Consider the following 16009-nt stretch of genomic DNA (forward strand, 5'->3'; position numbering starts at 1 on the left):
GCGAGTCGCGCTGCGTCCAGCCGAACACCGTCCAGCAAGCCACGCAAGATGCGGGCGTCGGCAAGATCGAGCGTCACACGCTTGAGCCCGGCACGCTGCATGCCTTCCAAGGCCAGCTCCAGCACTTCAAGATCCGCTTCGAGCCCTGCATGACCATAAATCTCGACGCCAAATTGCAGCGGCTCGCGTGTTGCGTGCAGGCCAGAAGATCGGGTATGCAAAACCGGCCCGCAATAGCACAGGCGGGTCACGCCCTGGCGATTGAGCAGATGCGCGTCGATGCGGGCGACCTGAGGCGTGGTATCCGCTCGCACCCCCATGGTTCGACCACTGAGTTGATCGACCAGCTTGAAGGTGAGCAAATCGAGCTCTCGGCCGGTACCGGAGAGCAAGGATTCCAAGTATTCGAGCAATGGTGGCATCACCAGCTCGCAACCGTAGCCGCGAGCCACGTCGAGCAAGGTGCGACGCAATTCTTCGATGTGCCGCGCTTGAGCTGGCAATACATCGGCAATGTGCTCGGGCAGCAGCCAAGCAGACGACATATGAAACACCCGGGGGGATTAAAGATGCAATTCTACCGGGCGCAGCCCGGCGCGACGCAACCGATCATCTGCGGCATATTCACGCCAGGAAATACAGCAGCACGACACCAGCAACCATGCTGCTCATGGCCAGGAAGCGCACCTGTCCGTCACTCAGGCGCAAGGCCTGCTCGAACATGCGCCGCCATGCCGTCGGGTTCACGAAAGGCAGCAAGCCCTCGATCACCAACATCAGCGCGACAGCCGTCAACAAATTCGTCCACACGTCTGACGCTTGATGAATTAGGCAGCATGGGTCACTTGCGCGCAGCAGGCGTCGGTAACCCGGAACCACCTCGGAACACCTTGAAGAATTCCGAGTTGGCAGGATCGAGCACCATCACATCGGACTTACCTCGGAACGAACTTCGATAAGCGTCAAGACTGCGATAGAACTGCGCGAATTGCGGGTCGCGGCCGAAAGCCTCGGCATAGATGGCAGAAGCCTTTGCATCGCCCTCACCCATGATCTTCTGAGCGTCGCGGTATGCCTCGGCGATGATCACCTCGCGCTGGCGATCTGCGTCCGCACGAATCTTCTCGCCCTCAGCGGTGCCCAGCGAGCGCAACTCGTTGGCCACTCGTTTACGCTCGGACTCCATGCGACTGTAGACAGAATCGGTGATGCGCGACGAGAAATCGACCCGCTTGATTCGTACATCCACGATCTCGATACCAAATGATTTGGCGTCGTCGCCTAGGCGCTGGATAACACCCTTCATTACGCTCTCACGCTCGGTCGCAAGCACCGCGCGCACGTCCCGCTTGGTCACCTCTTCATTCAATGCGGCCTGCACGATCGGACTCAGGCGCGCCTCGACGTTGCGGATTTCGACCCCATTGTTGCGAATGAACTGCTTGGGATCGGAAATGCGCCATTTAACAAGCCAGTCGATCACCAGACTTTTCTTTTCGGCGGTAAAGATCGGGCGACTTTCCGGGCTGTCCAGCGTCTGGACGCGCCGGTCAAGAAACACGACGTTTTGCAGAGGAGGCGGCAACTTGAACTTCAAGCCGGGTTTGGTCACGACCTCTTTAATTTCGCCCAAGGCGTAGATCACGGCGAACTGCCGTTGATCGACCACAAACATGATCGACGCGGCTAGCAAAACTGCGAGAAAGGCCCCAAGCAACGCTATTGTGATTCGATTCATGCAGTACCTCCTTAGCGGCCTTCTCGATCGCGACCTCGCGCGTTATCGCGCGAGCGTGAATCGGTCGCTGTGGAAGGCGCAGCGGCGACTTCAGGCACCACCTGACCAGGCGCAGTCGGTGCGGACGCGGAGGCGACAGGGGCTGATACACCGGACGACTGTCCGGCACCGGCTTGCTGCAATAGCCTGTCAAGGGGCAGGTAAAGCAGATTCGACCCAGCCCGCGAGTCAACCAAGATCTTCGTGACACTCGAATAAATCTGCTGCATGGTATCGATGTATATCCGATCACGGGTCACGGCCGGGGCCTTTTGATACTCAGCCAGAACGCTGCGGAACCGCTGCGAATCGCCTTCGGCACGAGCCACCACCTTGGCCCGATAAGCTTCAGCCTCCTCGTGCAGACGAGCCGCCGTGCCGCGCGCCTTTGGGATCACATCATTGGCGTACGCCTGCCCGTCGTTCTTGAAGCGTTCACGGTCAGCTCCGGCCTTGAAAGCATCGTCGAATGCGGCCTGCACCTGCTCCGGAGCCTGCACACTCTGCACATTGACATTGGCAATCAGCACCCCCGCCTTCAGACGATCAAGTTGTGACTGAATCAACTTCACGAGATCAACGGCCAGCGCATCGCGTTGCTGGTACAGCACCGAATCCATCGAACTGCGCCCGACAATCTCACGCACAGCCGATTCGGCTGCTTGCACAACCGCAGCTTCTGGATCGTGGTTCTCGAACAAGAACGCCCTCGGATCCTTCAGCCGATATTGCACCGTGAAGCGAATGTCGACGATGTTCTCGTCTTGCGTCAGCATCGATGAATCACGCAGACCGGTCGATTGCGCAACCGCTGCGCTGCCAACCTCCACCGTTCGCAAACGAGTCACGTCAACAATTTCGTGCGACTCGAACGGGTAAGGCATCCGCCATTGAAATCCGGCTTCTGCCGTTCGACTAAACCGTCCGAATGACATCACCACGGCTTGCTGGCCCTCTTGCACAATAAAGAAACCGCTCCCCAGCCAGATCAGCAGCAACAACCCAACAAAAAAACCCAAGCCACCCCCCGCGCCGCGCATGTCTGGCGAACTCGGTCCGTCTCCACCAGCATTGACTGGCGGCCCCGAAAACAACTGACTCAACTTGCGATTGAAATCGCGCCACAGCTCGTCAAGATCAGGTGGGCCGCCATTGTTGCGGCCGTCGTTGTTGAGCATGACGTCGGCACTGCGCAGTTCGCCGGCCCGTTGGCTGCGAGTTGGCAAGCGAAGACGCCAAGCGAAATAGAAGCCTGCCGCGAATGTCAGGCGCGCCAGCGCGACGGTGATGGAGCGCAACGTCACGACACGTGGCACGCGAATATCGTTCATAGCGACTTTCATTTTGTCGTTTGCAAGGTGCCCGCTTCGACCGAAGTCACTGCTACAAGGGGAAACGAGGCGACATTCCATCGGGCTGCCGCCGGATTGTCTCCCGTCAGGCATCGCCATTCGAAAAGCTCTTCCGGCGCTACCAACGCGGCGCATGACAGCAAGGTCCTCAATTCTGCCAAGCCCAGCCCCTCCTTCGCGCTCACAAAAATACGTGGTACCAGTCGACCTGGCTCGAGTTCAAACATGTCACCACGTTCGCGTGGCTGCTGTGCCGACGGCAAAGCATCAACTTTGTTGAACACCAGCACTTGAGGCACATCGTGGGCACCGATACTTGTTAGGACGCGCTCGACCTCCATCATCTGCTCGTGCAGATTGGAACTGGCGCAATCAACCACATGCAACAACACGTCTGCATCGATCGCCTCTTGAAGTGTCGCCTGAAAAGCTTCGATCAAGGTGTGCGGCAAGTCGCGGATGAAACCGACCGTGTCAGACAGCGTCACGCTGCGTTGAGCATCTTCGAGGTAGATCTGCCGAACCGTGGTGTCCAGGGTGGCAAACAACTGATCGGCTGCGTAGGTGCGCGCCTTGGTCAATGCATTGAATAGTGTGGATTTGCCCGCGTTGGTGTAGCCGACCAAGGACACGCGGAAGGCGCCGCTTCGCTCCCGCGAACGTCGCTGGGTATGACGCTGGCGTTTGAGCTTGGCAAGCCGTTCCTTGAGGGACTTGATGCGTTGATCGATCATCCGGCGATCCAGTTCCATCTGGGTTTCACCTGGCCCCCCCCGATGCCCCACGCCGCCTCGCTGACGCTCAAGGTGAGACCATCGACGCACCAGTCTTGTCACCAGATACTGCAGCCGCGCCAGTTCGACCTGCAGTTTGCCCTCGTGGCTCTTCGCCCGAGCAGCGAAAATTTCGAGAATCAGCATGGTTCGATCAAGAACCTCGACCCCGATGACTCGTTCGAGATTGCGCTGCTGAGCCGGCGAGAGAGCCTGATCAAAGATGACACCGTGCGCCTGATGTGCATCTACCAGGAGTTTGATTTCGGCAGCCTTGCCCTCGCCGACAAACAAAGCGGCATCGGGTGCGCGCCGCTTGGCAACGATGCGAGCCACCGGTTGATCTCCGGCGGATTCAGCCAAGAGTGCCAACTCGTCCAAAGTCGGATCAAAGGACGCCCCCGGCCCCAGATCGACTCCGACCAGCACAACGCGCGGAGTTTCAACAGCGTGAGTCAGATTCAATGCTCAACTCACAACGTCAGACACTCTGGCAATCGCGGGGCAAAAAGAGACTCAGCTTGCGTCGCCAGACTCGTTGGTGTGGAAGCTAACGGCGCGCCCGGGAACCACCGTCGAGATCGCGTGCTTGTAGACCATTTGAGTCACCGTGTTGCGCAGCAGCACCACATATTGGTCGAAGGATTCGATATGTCCTTGCAATTTGATGCCGTTGACCAAGTAGATCGACACCGGCACATGCTCCTTGCGCAGGAGATTCAGAAACGGGTCTTGTAGAAGTTGCCCTTTGTTGCTCACGATATGCTCCGTGTTGGAAAGTAATGATGGAAGGAGACATTAACACAGCACAGGAATTTGTGCCTCGCCGAGGCCAATCCCGTTTGGGCTGGTGTTTATTCTTTTTCGTCAAACGGGTTGCTGGACGAACGCATTTCAATGCGCAGAGGCGTTCCGGTGAGCTTGAAATGCTCGCGAAACCGCGCCTCCAGATACCTTTTGTATGAATCCGGCACGTGTTCCAGCGAATTGCCGTGAATGACGATGATCGGGGGGTTCTGCCCGCCCTGGTGGGCGTAACGCAGCTTCGGCCTGAACATGCCCGCCCGCTTGGGCTGCTGATATTGCACGGCCTCGTGCAACAGTCGCGTCAGCACGGGCGTCGGGAGTTTGCGCGTGGCCGACGACCACGCATCGGCGATGGTCTTCCAGAGCGGCCCCAAGCCTTGTCGCCTGAGTGCTGAAATATGCACCTGCGGAGCGAAACGCAAGAAAGCCAGTCGCTGCTCGATGGAGCGCTCCAGCATTTCTCGCTGATAGCTGTCGATTGCGTCCCATTTGTTGATCGCGACAACCACAGCGCGCCCTGAGTCCAGGATGTAGCCGGCGATATGGGCATCTTGATCGGAAACCCCCTGCGTGGCATCCAGCAACAGCACCACCACGTTCGCGTCAGCGATCGCTTGCAGCGTTTTGACTACCGAGAACTTCTCGATAGCCTCGAAAACCCGCCCCTTGCGACGCAGGCCTGCCGTATCGATGATCTCGTATCGCTGTCCATCACGTTCGAGCGGCACTTTGATCGCATCCCGCGTGGTGCCGGGCATGTCGAACGCCACCAGACGCTCTTCCCCCAACCAGGCGTTGATCAAGGTTGATTTGCCAACGTTGGGGCGCCCCGCCACGGCCAGGCGGATGGGTTGATCCTCGGCCTGCTCCTCGGCATCGTCATCTTCATCGACGATGAATTCCGCCAGTGCCGCTTCGACAAGACTGCGCACCCCTTGACCGTGAGCCGACGATACGGGGTGTGGCTCACCAATGCCAAGTTCGTAAAATTCGGCGATGTGCGGCGAATCCGTCATTCCTTCGGCCTTGTTGACCGCCAAAATGACTTTCTTGTTCGCGGAGCGCAGGTATTTGGCAATGTCGTGATCCTGGGCCGACAGCCCGGCACGCACGTCCACAACGAAAACCACCGCGTCAGCCTCGGCAACCGCCTGGCGAGTCTGCTTGGCCATCTCTTTGAAGATGCCATCCGTGCAATCCGGCTCAAACCCACCGGTATCAATGACAATGAACTCGGTCGCGCCTATTCGGCCATCTCCATAGTGGCGATCGCGCGTGAGGCCAGCATAGTCGGCCACGATGGCATCCCGGCTCTTGGTCAGACGGTTGAATAGCGTCGACTTGCCAACGTTAGGGCGGCCAACCAGGGCCAATACAGGTTTCATCGATCAACAATCCGGGGATCAATCCACCGCGAAGGCGAACAGCCCGCCATCGCGCGTCAGCACCAGCAGATTGCTGCCAACGACCACCATCGGGCTAGCCACGCCGCTGCCACGAGTCGATAGACGAGCCACGGTATGCCCGTCCTGCCGCGACAACAGGTGCACATAGCCTTCAAAGTCGCCCACGGCAACCTTGCCGGCTATCGCGGCAGGTGCGCTCAAGGTGCGGTGCAGCAGCGTTTCGACGCGCCAAGCGATGTCCCCGGAGGTTCGGCGCCAGGCGACCACGCGATCACTGCTATCGGCTCCGTAGACGAACTCGTCGTCCATGGCTAAACCTTGCATTCCGGCCTGGGTCTTGCTCCAGGTCACCACGGACTGCGTGGCATCGAGACAGCCAACTGCGGTCTGGAACGATCGGACGCACAACACGTCGCCGAAGCGAGCGGCCGGCCCGACCAGATCTGCCAGGCGTTCGACCTCGTTGCCGCCTCGGGGCGATGCCACGATGGCATCCTGCTTGACGGTGCCGCGCACCGGATCCAATGCCACCAAACGGGGGCCCACGCCGATCCACAAGGTGTTGCGCACAGGTTGGAGTACCCCGGGCTGAGACAACGCCAAGGGATCACTCGGACGCTGGTAAACCCAGAGTTTGCGTCCGTCAATTACGTCAAAAGCCGCAACGGCGCGATCCACGCCTTGCACGAACACGCGTTCGCCCGCCACCAGTGGCGAAGTCACGACCCTTGTGTTCAGCGGTGTTCGCCATTTCTGCATGCCCGAGTCGAGCACGACGAGTTCGTTGTCCTTGGTAACCACGGCGGCATAACGACCATCGGAACCCACCCCGGCCGACACAATCCCATCCACACGACCGTGCCAGCGCTCCCGACCGGTCAGCAATTCACGAGCGGAAACGTCCCCGCTGTCGTTGACCGCCACGATCAAGCCGTCCGCCACGGTCATGCGCAGCGCGGGGGACACGTCGCCACCCAATCGCACCGACCACAGCGGCTGTGCAGTCGCGGAATCAGCCAGAGCCTGCAAGGGCGTAGGCGCGGGCTTGTCGGTGAAGGAACAGGCCACCAGACAGGCCAACATCGAAGACAGTGTCGCGGTTACAGTGAGGCGACGCATCATGGTTTGACTCCTGCTTCGCTGGCGGCGACGTCAGGTGCCGCCCCCAGCGCAGTCAACTTGGCCGCAATTACCTTGCGATAACCGACGTCCTGCTCGATCGACTTCCAGGCTTGTTGATAGGCCGAAACAGCATCGGCTGACTTGCCTTGCAACTGCAGCAAATCCCCCTTGCGATCAGCTGCCAGCGCTGCGAATTCTTTCGGGAATTCAGCCGCGAGGATCTTGCCTGCTTCATCGTATTTCTTTTGATCCATCAACAACCCGGCCAGACGCAGACGCGCGATGGCCTGATATTCAACCTCCGCTGCCTGGCTTGCGACCCATTCAAGACTTGCGCGCGCGTCGTCCGCCTTGCCGCGCTCAGCTTGCACTTTGGCAGCCAGCAAACCACCCTGCTCGGCATATGTGGTGCGCGGGAAATTACTGATCAGGTCTTTGGCCACACGGGTTGTTTTTTCGACATCGCCCGCAGATGCGACACGATCAAGCTCGTCAAACAACACCCCAGCCTTGATGGCTTGATCGGCCTGATATTTGTTCCACCAGGCATACGCAACGAATGCTCCCAGAGACAGGATCAGCACCCAAGTGATCAGGTTGCCGTATTGCTTCCAGAAATCCTTGAGCTGATCGAGTTGCTCTTGTTCTTCGAGATCGAGATGGTTGGCCATGCGACGAAACGGATGTGTTGAAAGGACGGCGCCACCGAGTGACGCGTCGAAGGCGGGATTATGGGGCCAGCAGGGTCGCTGACCAGGCGGACACGTCCGTCAGGGAGCGCAGCACTTGCTCGCCACCGCCCCGCAACGGCTTGACCGCCACCACGCCCTGCGCCAGCTCGGACTCGCCGAACACCAGTGCGAACGCCGCGCCGCTGGCATCGGCCTTTTTGAATTGCGACTTCATGCCGGTGGGCCCATCCGGGCCGCCCGGATGCATCAGCACCGACACCCCTTGCGCACGCAGCGCCTCGATGGTCGCCATGATCTGCGGCAGAGCGGCGTGACTGGGCACCACGGCGTAGGCATGCGGCACGACGGGCGCGGGCTGCGCCCCGACCTCTTGAACCAGCAGGAGCAAGCGCTCGATGCCCAGGCCCCAGCCCACAGCCGGCGCCGGCTTGCCGCCGAGCTGCTCGATCAGGGTGTCATAACGGCCGCCGCCGCACACCGTGCCTTGCGAGCCCAATCGCTCGGTGACCCACTCGAACACCGTGAGGTTGTAGTAGTCCATGCCACGCACCAGACGCGGATTGATGCGATAGGGCAAGCCCGCGCCATCAAGCACCGCCCGCACGGCATTGAAATGCTTGAGCGATTCTTCGCCCAAGAAGTCCATCAACTTGGGCGCCGCCTCGACCAAGGCCTGCATGGCCGGATTCTTGGTGTCGAGGATGCGCAAAGGGTTGGTGTGCAGCCGCCGGCGGGCATCTTCGTCGAGCGCATCGGCGTGCTGTTCCAGGTAGCTGATCAACGCCTGACGATGCGCCAAGCGTTCGGCCGGCTGACCGAGGCTGTTGAGTTCGAGGCGAACGTCTTCCCCCACCTTGAGCCCGAGGTCTTGCCACAAGGCGCGACACATCAAGATCAATTCGGCATCCACGTCCGGGCCGGCAAAACCCAACGCCTCGGCGCCGACTTGATGGAACTGGCGGTAACGCCCCTTTTGCGGGCGCTCGTGGCGAAACATCGGCCCGATGTAGAAGAGTCGCTTGCCACCGTCATAGAGCATCGAATGCTCGATGGTGGCCCGCACCACGCCGGCCGTGTTTTCGGGCCGCAGGCTGAGGTGGTCGCCGTTCATCGAGTCCTCGAAGGAGTACATCTCTTTTTCGACGATATCGGTGACCTCGCCCAGGCCGCGCACGAACAAGGCGGTCGGCTCGACGATCGGCGTGCGGATGTTCAGATAGCCATAGCGGCGCATCAGCGCCCGCACCTTGTCTTCCAGCCAGTCCCAGCGCGCCGAGTCGGGCGGCAGGATGTCGTTCATGCCCTTGACGGCCTGAACGGCCACCGGCTTTTTGTTGTCGCTCATGATGAATCTGGATATCGAGCCCGCACGGCACGCACCGTGCAGGCCGTGGGTTAAGACGCCCCGCCGAAGCGGCGCACCACGTAGTCTTCGACGATTTTCTGGAACTCGACAGCGATGCTCTCGCCGCGCAGCGTCAGGGCCTTTTCGCCATCGATGAACACGGGCGCCGCCGGCGCCTCGCCCGTGCCCGGCAGGCTGATGCCGATGTCGGCATGCTTGCTTTCGCCCGGGCCGTTGACGATGCAACCCATCACGGCGACCTTCATTTTCTCGACGCCGGGATACTGGCTGCGCCACACGGGCATGCGCTCGCGCAAGTGATCGTCGATCTGCTTGGCCAGCTCCTGAAACACGGTGCTGGTGGTGCGACCGCAACCCGGGCAGGCGGTGACGCTGGGAACAAACGAGCGCATGCCCAGCGCCTGCAATATTTCAGCCGCGACCACGACTTCTTGCGTGCGAGCCTCGCCCGGCTGGGGCGTGAGAGACACGCGAATCGTGTCGCCGATGCCCTCTTGCAACAGGATCGACAAGGCAGCAGCCGACGCCACGGTGCCCTTGGTTCCCATGCCGGCCTCTGTCAAGCCGAGGTGCAAGGGGTGATCACAACGCCGAGCCAGCGCGCGATACACGCTGATCAGATCCTGTACCCCGCTGACCTTGCAACTGATGAGCACCTGACCTGGCCGCATGCCCAGCTCAACGGCTGCGGCAGCCGACTGCGTGGCGGACGTCACCAGGGCCTCGTACATGACCTGCCTCGCGTCCCACGGTTCGGCGCGACGGCCGTTGGCGTCCATCAAGGCCGCCATCAACTCTTGATCGAGGCTGCCCCAGTTGACGCCGACGCGCACCGGTTTGTCATGCTTCAGCGCGACCTCGATCATCTGTGCGAACTGCCGGTCGCGCTTTTCACCCCTGCCGACATTGCCGGGGTTGATGCGGTACTTCGACAGCGCCTCGGCGCAAGCCGGATAGTCGCTCAGCAGACGGTGGCCGTTGTAGTGGAAGTCGCCGATCAGGGGCACGTCGATGCCCATGCGATCGAGCTGTTCGCGCACGTGCGGCACGGCCTGAGCGGCCTCGGGCGTATTCACCGTGATGCGCACCAACTCCGATCCGGCCAGCGCCAGATCCTTGACCTGAATCGCGGTGGCAATCGCGTCGACAGTATCGGTGTTGGTCATGGACTGGATACGCACGGGCGCATCGCCGCCTATGGTCACGACGCGCGATCCCCACGTCACCCGCGCCTGCTGCGATCGACGCGCTGCCACGCATGCTGCCTGGATAGGCTCATTCCACGCCGGAACGACGCCCCCTTGTCCCATGACCGAGGAATCCGCTGAACTCACTTCAACTCCATACGCGCCACGTTGTCGCGCACCCCGGCTGCAGACAGATCCACCGCGCGTCCGCGAAATTGCAGATCGGTGCCGTGCACATTACCGATCTTGACCTGCAAGGGCGCCGCCCCGCTCATGGTCAGACTCTCGCCTGCCCGCACCAGACGAGACAGCAGCACCCTACCCTTGGCGTCACGGATGTCGATCCAGGAGTCTTCGCGGGCCTTCAAGGCAACCGCACCATCTCCCATCTGCGACACGCCGGAGCTGACAGCGCCGCCAACCGCCGAGGCCGTCATCGCGACCGCTGCCATCGCCACAGGTTTCACCTGAACCGCAGAACCTGAAGCCGCCCCCGAAGAGGCCGCCGCAGGAGCCTGCGTCGAAGCGGGAAAAGGAAACTCGCCCGCATTCGGAGACACATCGGGCGGCTCGCTGGCATGCGGCGGGACACCACTGACCGCATCCTGATCGATCGTCGCGCCGGGCAGCGCCGGAACCGTCTCAGACGCAGCAACGTCAGCCATGCGTGCCGATTGTGTTTGAGCCGCGGCCGGCACCGGCGCCGTGCCGGCGATTTCGATCTGCAAGCGATGTGGCCAGAAATAGATCGCGACAGCGCCCAGCACCAAGCACACCGGAGCCAACACGGCCGGACGCAGCAACTGCCCCCAACCACCGCCCAGCATGCGCCCTATCACTTTGCCGTGTTCGTCAAACGGCTGGTTCAATCCTTGATTGACGCGCTCCAGCCCTCGCGCCTCCTTGGCCGGAGGCAGCAGCGCCAGCACCGGAGCAGCGTCGACCTTGAGGGCTCGGCACACGGTTTGCGCCAATGCGCGAGTGAAGACTGCGTCGGGCAATTCGCCGTAGCGATCTGACTCGAGCAACTCCAGCTTGCGCTGCGCCACCTTGATGGTGGCCGACAAGGTTTCCAGCGACAACCCGGCCGCTTCACGCGCCTGCCTCAGCACGGCCCCCGCCGAACCCGCCACAGCATCGGAGGACGACATCTCACTCATCGAAGCGCCCCGCATCCAATGCCGCAACTTCTCGCGACGACGGGAATCGACTGCGCAACAGGTTGCCGAATTCCTTCTCGCCCTGAAGATTCCCCAACCGGTGCTCGATCTTCACGGCCAGCCACAACGACTCGGCGTTCGCCAGCTCCTGGGATGCGTTCACGCGACGAATGTAAAAGCGGGCTCGCTCGTATTCGCCTCGGCGGTACAGCACATCCGTCAGGTTGACCGCGATCGTGGGGTTGCCCGCATCGATCTCATAAGCGTGCATCAGGGCCTTTTCGGCATCATCCAGTTTGCCCTGCCGAGCCAGGCACACGCCGCGAACCATCGCGCTTTGCGATGCATCGCGATATTTAGGCACCGCCATGGCTGCAACGAACATGGCATCGGCATCGGCGTAGCGCTTGCGTCGGCACATGAACCAGCCATAGTTATGCATGGCGCCCGCGTTCGCGGGATCGATCTGCAAGGCGTGGCGGAAGCTGGCCTCTGCCAATCCGTCATCACCCAAACCGTCGTAAATCAGTCCTCGCAAGCTGAAAGCATCCGAGATATCAGGATCGACCGAGATAGCCTGCTTGACCTCGTCGAGCGCCGGCGCCAACTTGCCTTGCGCGTAGTACGCCGTGGCCAGCTCCAGGCGCACGCGGGCCCGTTTGTGGCGCGCAGACTCGTCGGAGTTCGTCACGATGTCCCGACCAGCCGCCCCCGCGACCGGCATCGGTGTGCACCCCATCATCGCCACACCCAGTATCCAGGCTGCGGCCAATCCTGCACCGACTCGCGAGATACCCGCACACGATGCACCTCTGCGTTGACGCTCCAACCGCACCATGCAAGCACTCCTGTGTTGTGTAGATAGTCTGTGCCGGCCTCACGCCGGACGGATCGGAATCGGACCACGCGTCATGCGCTCACGCACATGGGTGCGGTCCTGAACTTCGCCAGCCAACTGGCCGCACGCGGCATCGATGTCGTCGCCGCGCGTCTTGCGTACCGTCGTGACAATGCCCCCGTCCACGAGGATCTTCGCAAATGCCTGCACGCGAGCAGAACTGGAGCGACGCAACCCCGACGCCGGGAACGGATTGAACGGGATCAGGTTGAACTTGCACGAAATACGCCCGCGCACCAGATTCAGCAGTTGTCGGGCATGCTCATCGCTGTCGTTGACCCCATCGAGCATGCAGTATTCGAAGGTGACGAAATCACGCGGCGCCTTGTCCAGGTAGCGAACGCAGGCATCGAGCAATTCGTCGATCGGATATTTGCGATTGATCGGCACCAGTTCGTCGCGCAATGCATCGTTGGACGCGTGCAGCGACACGGCCAGCGCCACCGGGCAATCGTCGCGCAGCCGATCGATCATCGGCACCACCCCCGAGGTGGACACCGTGACACGGCGGCGCGACAGGCCGTAACCATGGTCGTCGAGCATGACGCGCAAAGCCGGCACCAGCGCGCCATAGTTTTGCAACGGCTCACCCATGCCCATCATCACCACATTGCTGATGACGCGATCAGAGGTCTGCAGGCGCGCACGCAAGGCATGTTCGGCATGCCAGAGCTGAGCCAGGATCTCGCCCGTCGAGAGATTGCGACTGAACCCCTGGTGCCCGGTCGAGCAGAACCGGCAACCCACCGCGCACCCCGCCTGAGACGACACGCACAGCGTCCCTCGATCGTCTTCAGGAATGAACACCGTCTCGACGGCATTGCCCGCGCCGACGTCAAACAGCCACTTGACCGTACCGTCGCTCGAAACATGCTCACTGATGATGGGCAGACCGCGAATGTCAGCCTGCCCGGCCAGCTTGGCGCGCAGACTCTTGGCCAAGTCCGACATCTGATCGAAATCGGACGCACCCCGCTGATGGATCCAGCGGAAGAGCTGAGTGGCGCGAAAACGCTTTTCACCCAGCTGTTCGCAAAACGCGGCCAAGCCGTCCAGATCGAAATCGAGGAGGTTGACCGCGCTCATGTATTCGTGTGGCGACGGCGAGAGGCCGTCACCAGTATTCATCAACGGGTGTAGACGTTGATGCCAGGGAAGAAGAACGACACTTCGACCGCAGCGGTTTCGGCTGCGTCGGAGCCGTGCACGGCGTTGGCATCGATGCTGTCGGCGAAGTCAGCGCGGATGGTGCCCGGAGCTGCCTTCTTGGGATCGGTCGCGCCCATCAGATCACGGTTCTTGGCGATGGCGTTCTCGCCTTCCAGAACCTGGATCATCACCGGACCCGACACCATGAAGTCGACCAGATCCTTGAAGAACGGACGCTCCTTGTGTACCGCATAGAACTGCTCGGCTTCGCCGCGCGACAGCTGAACCAGCTTGGCAGCCGCGATCTTCAGGCCAGCGCCCTCGAAGCGGGCGTAGATTTGACCGATAACGTTCTTGGCCACGGCATCGGGCTTGATGATCGACAGAGTACGTTCAATCGCCATAATTTATTTCTCCTGAATCAGTCACTTAATGTGAAACCCGCCATTGTAGCCAGGTAATGTTGCATCTGCCTACGACGAGAGCCACCACCAACGCCTACCCAATCGGCGACGTTGGCGCTTCGCGATGCTCATCGACCGCGGCCACCGAAGCCACCGCCTCGACCGCCGCCGCCACCCTTGCCGCCGCCACCACGCGGCCCGCGGGCCTTGCTGAAATAGGCATCGGCGCCGATGTAGCCCACCGAGGTTTGCATCGGATCAGGCTGACGCGGCCCACCGCCCTTCTGGTTGCCAGCGGGGTGGTCTTGCGTCGGCTGGCCAAAGCCGCGGCTGATGCGCTGCGAGCCAGAAGCAAAGCGGCGATCAAAGGTCTGCTCCAGCGGATTCGGAATATTCACCGGATCGCCATTGCGAGAAGAGCGCTGCTGGTTCTGATTTTGGTTCTGCCCCTGCGCCTGCCCTTGCTTGCCACCGCGCCCATGCTTGCCTTGCTTGGCACCCTGGCCTGGACCCTGCCCACGATTGCCCTGCCCCTGATGCCGCTGACCGCCACGCTGACCACCTTGTCCAGCGCCTTCGTGGAGCGGCTTGTCGCCACCCGCCAGGCGACGAATCTGACGTACGTCGTTTTCGTCCAGCTCAACCCAGGCCCCACGCTTCAGACCCCGCGGCAGCACGACGCAGCCGTAACGGACCCGGATCAGGCGGCTGACAGCCAACCCGACCGATTCGAACAGCTTGCGCACCTCGCGGTTGCGTCCCTCGGTGATGACGACCCGATACCAGCGGTTGGCGCCTTCGCCACCACCATCCTCGATCGACTTGAAACTGGCCGCCTGCCCGTCAATCGACACGCCGGTCAGCAGCTTCTCTCGCGCCGTCTCGTCGAGCGAACCGAGCACCCGCACCGCATACTCGCGCTCGACGCCAAAGCGAGGGTGCATCAGCTGATTGGCCAACTCGCCAGAGCTCGTGAACAGCAACAAGCCCTCGGTGTTGAGATCCAGTCGCCCCACTGACTGCCACTTGCCTTGATGCAGCTTGGGCAGGCTGCGGAACACCGTCGGGCGATTTTGCGGATCATCGTGCGTGACCACTTCACCGGCGGGCTTGTGATAGGCCAGCACCCGCGCCGGCGGCGGCGATATGCGCACCTTGATCTGCTTGCCACCAACGCGAATCTGGTCGCCAAACGAGATACGCTGCCCGATATGCGCCGGTTCGCCGTTGACGGTGATGCGGCCCTCGAGAATCATCTGTTCCATATCGCGACGCGAGCCCACGCCGGCCTGTGCCAGTACCTTGTGGAGCTTGGGCGCCTCGGGCTCAGGGCGCAACACGCGCTTTTGCGGCGCATCGCTCGCCGCATCGTCCTCAGCTGCCTCGGAGGGCTCGACGTCGAACGCTCCGCTCAACAGCTCGTCGAACACCTCTTGCAACCGGGCGCCATCTTCAGCGCGCGCCACTTGCTCGACACGCGGCTTGCCCTGACCAGCCTGCGCGGAATCGCGTGGCCCACGATCACGGTCACGGTCACGGTTGCGATTGCGCCCACCGCGCCGACCACGGCGCTCACCAGCGCCATCAGCCCCCTCGGCGTCGGCACGTTCACCGTCCGCGCTCACGGCCTGACCCGCTTCAGCAGTTGTACCTTCCGCCACCACTGGCTCGGAAACAACCGGCGAAACGTCCCCCTGGGGCACATCCGCCATCGACGCGACGGTCGCGTCGCCTGCCGCGACGACATCGCCCTCAGCAGGTTCGCGGCGTGGTGCACGCGGGCGCCGAGGACGACGCGCTGGCGCCGCAGCGCCATCCTTGCCAGTCTCGGCGGGCACGCCCGCGTCGCCCGTGGCGTCAACAGTCTTGGGATCAGGTGTCGAATCGTTGGAATCGTTGGAATCGTTCATTTGCAA

Annotated in this window: 16 protein-coding genes; all 16 read right to left on the minus strand. The window is 61.6% G+C overall.

Annotated features, from left to right (window positions below; translation table 11 throughout):
• A partial coding sequence (locus tag ACE3SS_RS07525) for an ATP phosphoribosyltransferase regulatory subunit (protein ID WP_374592555.1) occupies positions 1-545 on the minus strand: 545 nt, incomplete at its 3' end.
• Between the two features lie 79 nt (positions 546-624).
• Positions 625-810 carry a DUF2065 domain-containing protein gene (locus ACE3SS_RS07530; RefSeq protein ID WP_374592556.1) on the minus strand — a complete coding sequence of 62 codons (186 nt, stop codon included), beginning with the start codon at positions 808-810 and terminating at the stop codon, positions 625-627.
• Positions 811-841: 31 nt separating this feature from the next.
• Complete coding sequence (gene hflC, locus ACE3SS_RS07535; RefSeq protein WP_374592557.1) at positions 842-1738, minus strand: protease modulator HflC; 897 nt, start codon at positions 1736-1738, stop codon at positions 842-844.
• 11 nt (positions 1739-1749) lie between these two features.
• Entirely contained in the window at positions 1750-2955 is a 1206-nt protein-coding gene (gene hflK, locus ACE3SS_RS07540; RefSeq protein WP_374592587.1) for an FtsH protease activity modulator HflK, read from the minus strand.
• 161 nt (positions 2956-3116) lie between these two features.
• Positions 3117-4367 carry a GTPase HflX gene (gene hflX / locus ACE3SS_RS07545; RefSeq protein ID WP_374592558.1) on the minus strand — a complete coding sequence of 417 codons (1251 nt, stop codon included), beginning with the start codon at positions 4365-4367 and terminating at the stop codon, positions 3117-3119.
• Positions 4368-4418: 51 nt separating this feature from the next.
• On the minus strand, positions 4419-4661 hold the full coding sequence (hfq, locus tag ACE3SS_RS07550) for an RNA chaperone Hfq (protein ID WP_374592559.1): 243 nt from the start codon (positions 4659-4661) through the stop codon (positions 4419-4421).
• Positions 4662-4756: 95 nt separating this feature from the next.
• Positions 4757-6094: a ribosome biogenesis GTPase Der gene (gene der, locus ACE3SS_RS07555; protein WP_374592560.1), complete on the minus strand. Its 1338-nt coding sequence runs from the start codon at positions 6092-6094 to the stop codon at positions 4757-4759.
• An 18-nt stretch (positions 6095-6112) separates the two neighbouring features.
• Entirely contained in the window at positions 6113-7237 is a 1125-nt protein-coding gene (bamB, locus tag ACE3SS_RS07560; protein WP_374592561.1) for an outer membrane protein assembly factor BamB, read from the minus strand.
• The gene (locus ACE3SS_RS07565) at positions 7234-7908 is read right to left on the minus strand and encodes a YfgM family protein (RefSeq protein ID WP_374592562.1); all 675 of its coding nucleotides are present in this window, start codon (positions 7906-7908) and stop codon (positions 7234-7236) included. The genes bamB and ACE3SS_RS07565 overlap by 4 nt, the downstream gene beginning before the upstream one ends.
• A gap of 58 nt (positions 7909-7966) precedes the next feature.
• Complete coding sequence (gene hisS / locus ACE3SS_RS07570) at positions 7967-9274, minus strand: histidine--tRNA ligase (protein ID WP_374592563.1); 1308 nt, start codon at positions 9272-9274, stop codon at positions 7967-7969.
• A 50-nt stretch (positions 9275-9324) separates the two neighbouring features.
• Positions 9325-10605 carry a flavodoxin-dependent (E)-4-hydroxy-3-methylbut-2-enyl-diphosphate synthase gene (ispG, locus tag ACE3SS_RS07575; protein ID WP_374592588.1) on the minus strand — a complete coding sequence of 427 codons (1281 nt, stop codon included), beginning with the start codon at positions 10603-10605 and terminating at the stop codon, positions 9325-9327.
• A 20-nt stretch (positions 10606-10625) separates the two neighbouring features.
• Positions 10626-11594, minus strand: coding sequence for a helix-turn-helix domain-containing protein (locus ACE3SS_RS07580; RefSeq protein WP_374592564.1), 969 nt, complete (start codon positions 11592-11594; stop codon positions 10626-10628).
• 40 nt (positions 11595-11634) lie between these two features.
• Positions 11635-12414, minus strand: coding sequence for a type IV pilus biogenesis/stability protein PilW (pilW, locus tag ACE3SS_RS07585; protein ID WP_374592565.1), 780 nt, complete (start codon positions 12412-12414; stop codon positions 11635-11637).
• 105 nt (positions 12415-12519) lie between these two features.
• Positions 12520-13626: a 23S rRNA (adenine(2503)-C(2))-methyltransferase RlmN gene (gene rlmN / locus ACE3SS_RS07590; RefSeq protein WP_374592589.1), complete on the minus strand. Its 1107-nt coding sequence runs from the start codon at positions 13624-13626 to the stop codon at positions 12520-12522.
• Positions 13627-13667: 41 nt separating this feature from the next.
• Positions 13668-14093: a nucleoside-diphosphate kinase gene (gene ndk / locus ACE3SS_RS07595; protein ID WP_374592566.1), complete on the minus strand. Its 426-nt coding sequence runs from the start codon at positions 14091-14093 to the stop codon at positions 13668-13670.
• Positions 14094-14221: 128 nt separating this feature from the next.
• A complete protein-coding gene (locus tag ACE3SS_RS07600) occupies positions 14222-16003 on the minus strand; it encodes a pseudouridine synthase (protein ID WP_374592567.1) in 1782 nt (593 codons plus the stop codon).
• Between the last annotated feature and the right edge of the window lie 6 nt (positions 16004-16009).

Origin of the sequence: Aquabacterium sp. (assembly GCF_041915145.1) — a bacterium.
Classification (GTDB): Bacteria; Pseudomonadota; Gammaproteobacteria; order Burkholderiales; family Burkholderiaceae_C; genus Aquabacterium.

Coding starts and splice junctions, on each gene's coding strand:
- ndk (WP_374592566.1), bottom strand. CDS start 14,093: ATGGCGATTGAACGTACTCTGTCGATCATCAAGCCCGATGCCGTGGCC.
- hflC (WP_374592557.1), bottom strand. CDS start 1,738: ATGAATCGAATCACAATAGCGTTGCTTGGGGCCTTTCTCGCAGTTTTG.
- ispG (WP_374592588.1), bottom strand. CDS start 10,605: ATGGGACAAGGGGGCGTCGTTCCGGCGTGGAATGAGCCTATCCAGGCA.
- hisS (WP_374592563.1), bottom strand. CDS start 9,274: ATGAGCGACAACAAAAAGCCGGTGGCCGTTCAGGCCGTCAAGGGCATG.
- der (WP_374592560.1), bottom strand. CDS start 6,094: ATGAAACCTGTATTGGCCCTGGTTGGCCGCCCTAACGTTGGCAAGTCG.
- hflK (WP_374592587.1), bottom strand. CDS start 2,955: ATGCTCAACAACGACGGCCGCAACAATGGCGGCCCACCTGATCTTGAC.
- rlmN (WP_374592589.1), bottom strand. CDS start 13,626: ATGAGCGCGGTCAACCTCCTCGATTTCGATCTGGACGGCTTGGCCGCG.
- ACE3SS_RS07600 (WP_374592567.1), bottom strand. CDS start 16,003: ATGAACGATTCCAACGATTCCAACGATTCGACACCTGATCCCAAGACT.
- bamB (WP_374592561.1), bottom strand. CDS start 7,237: ATGATGCGTCGCCTCACTGTAACCGCGACACTGTCTTCGATGTTGGCC.
- ACE3SS_RS07565 (WP_374592562.1), bottom strand. CDS start 7,908: ATGGCCAACCATCTCGATCTCGAAGAACAAGAGCAACTCGATCAGCTC.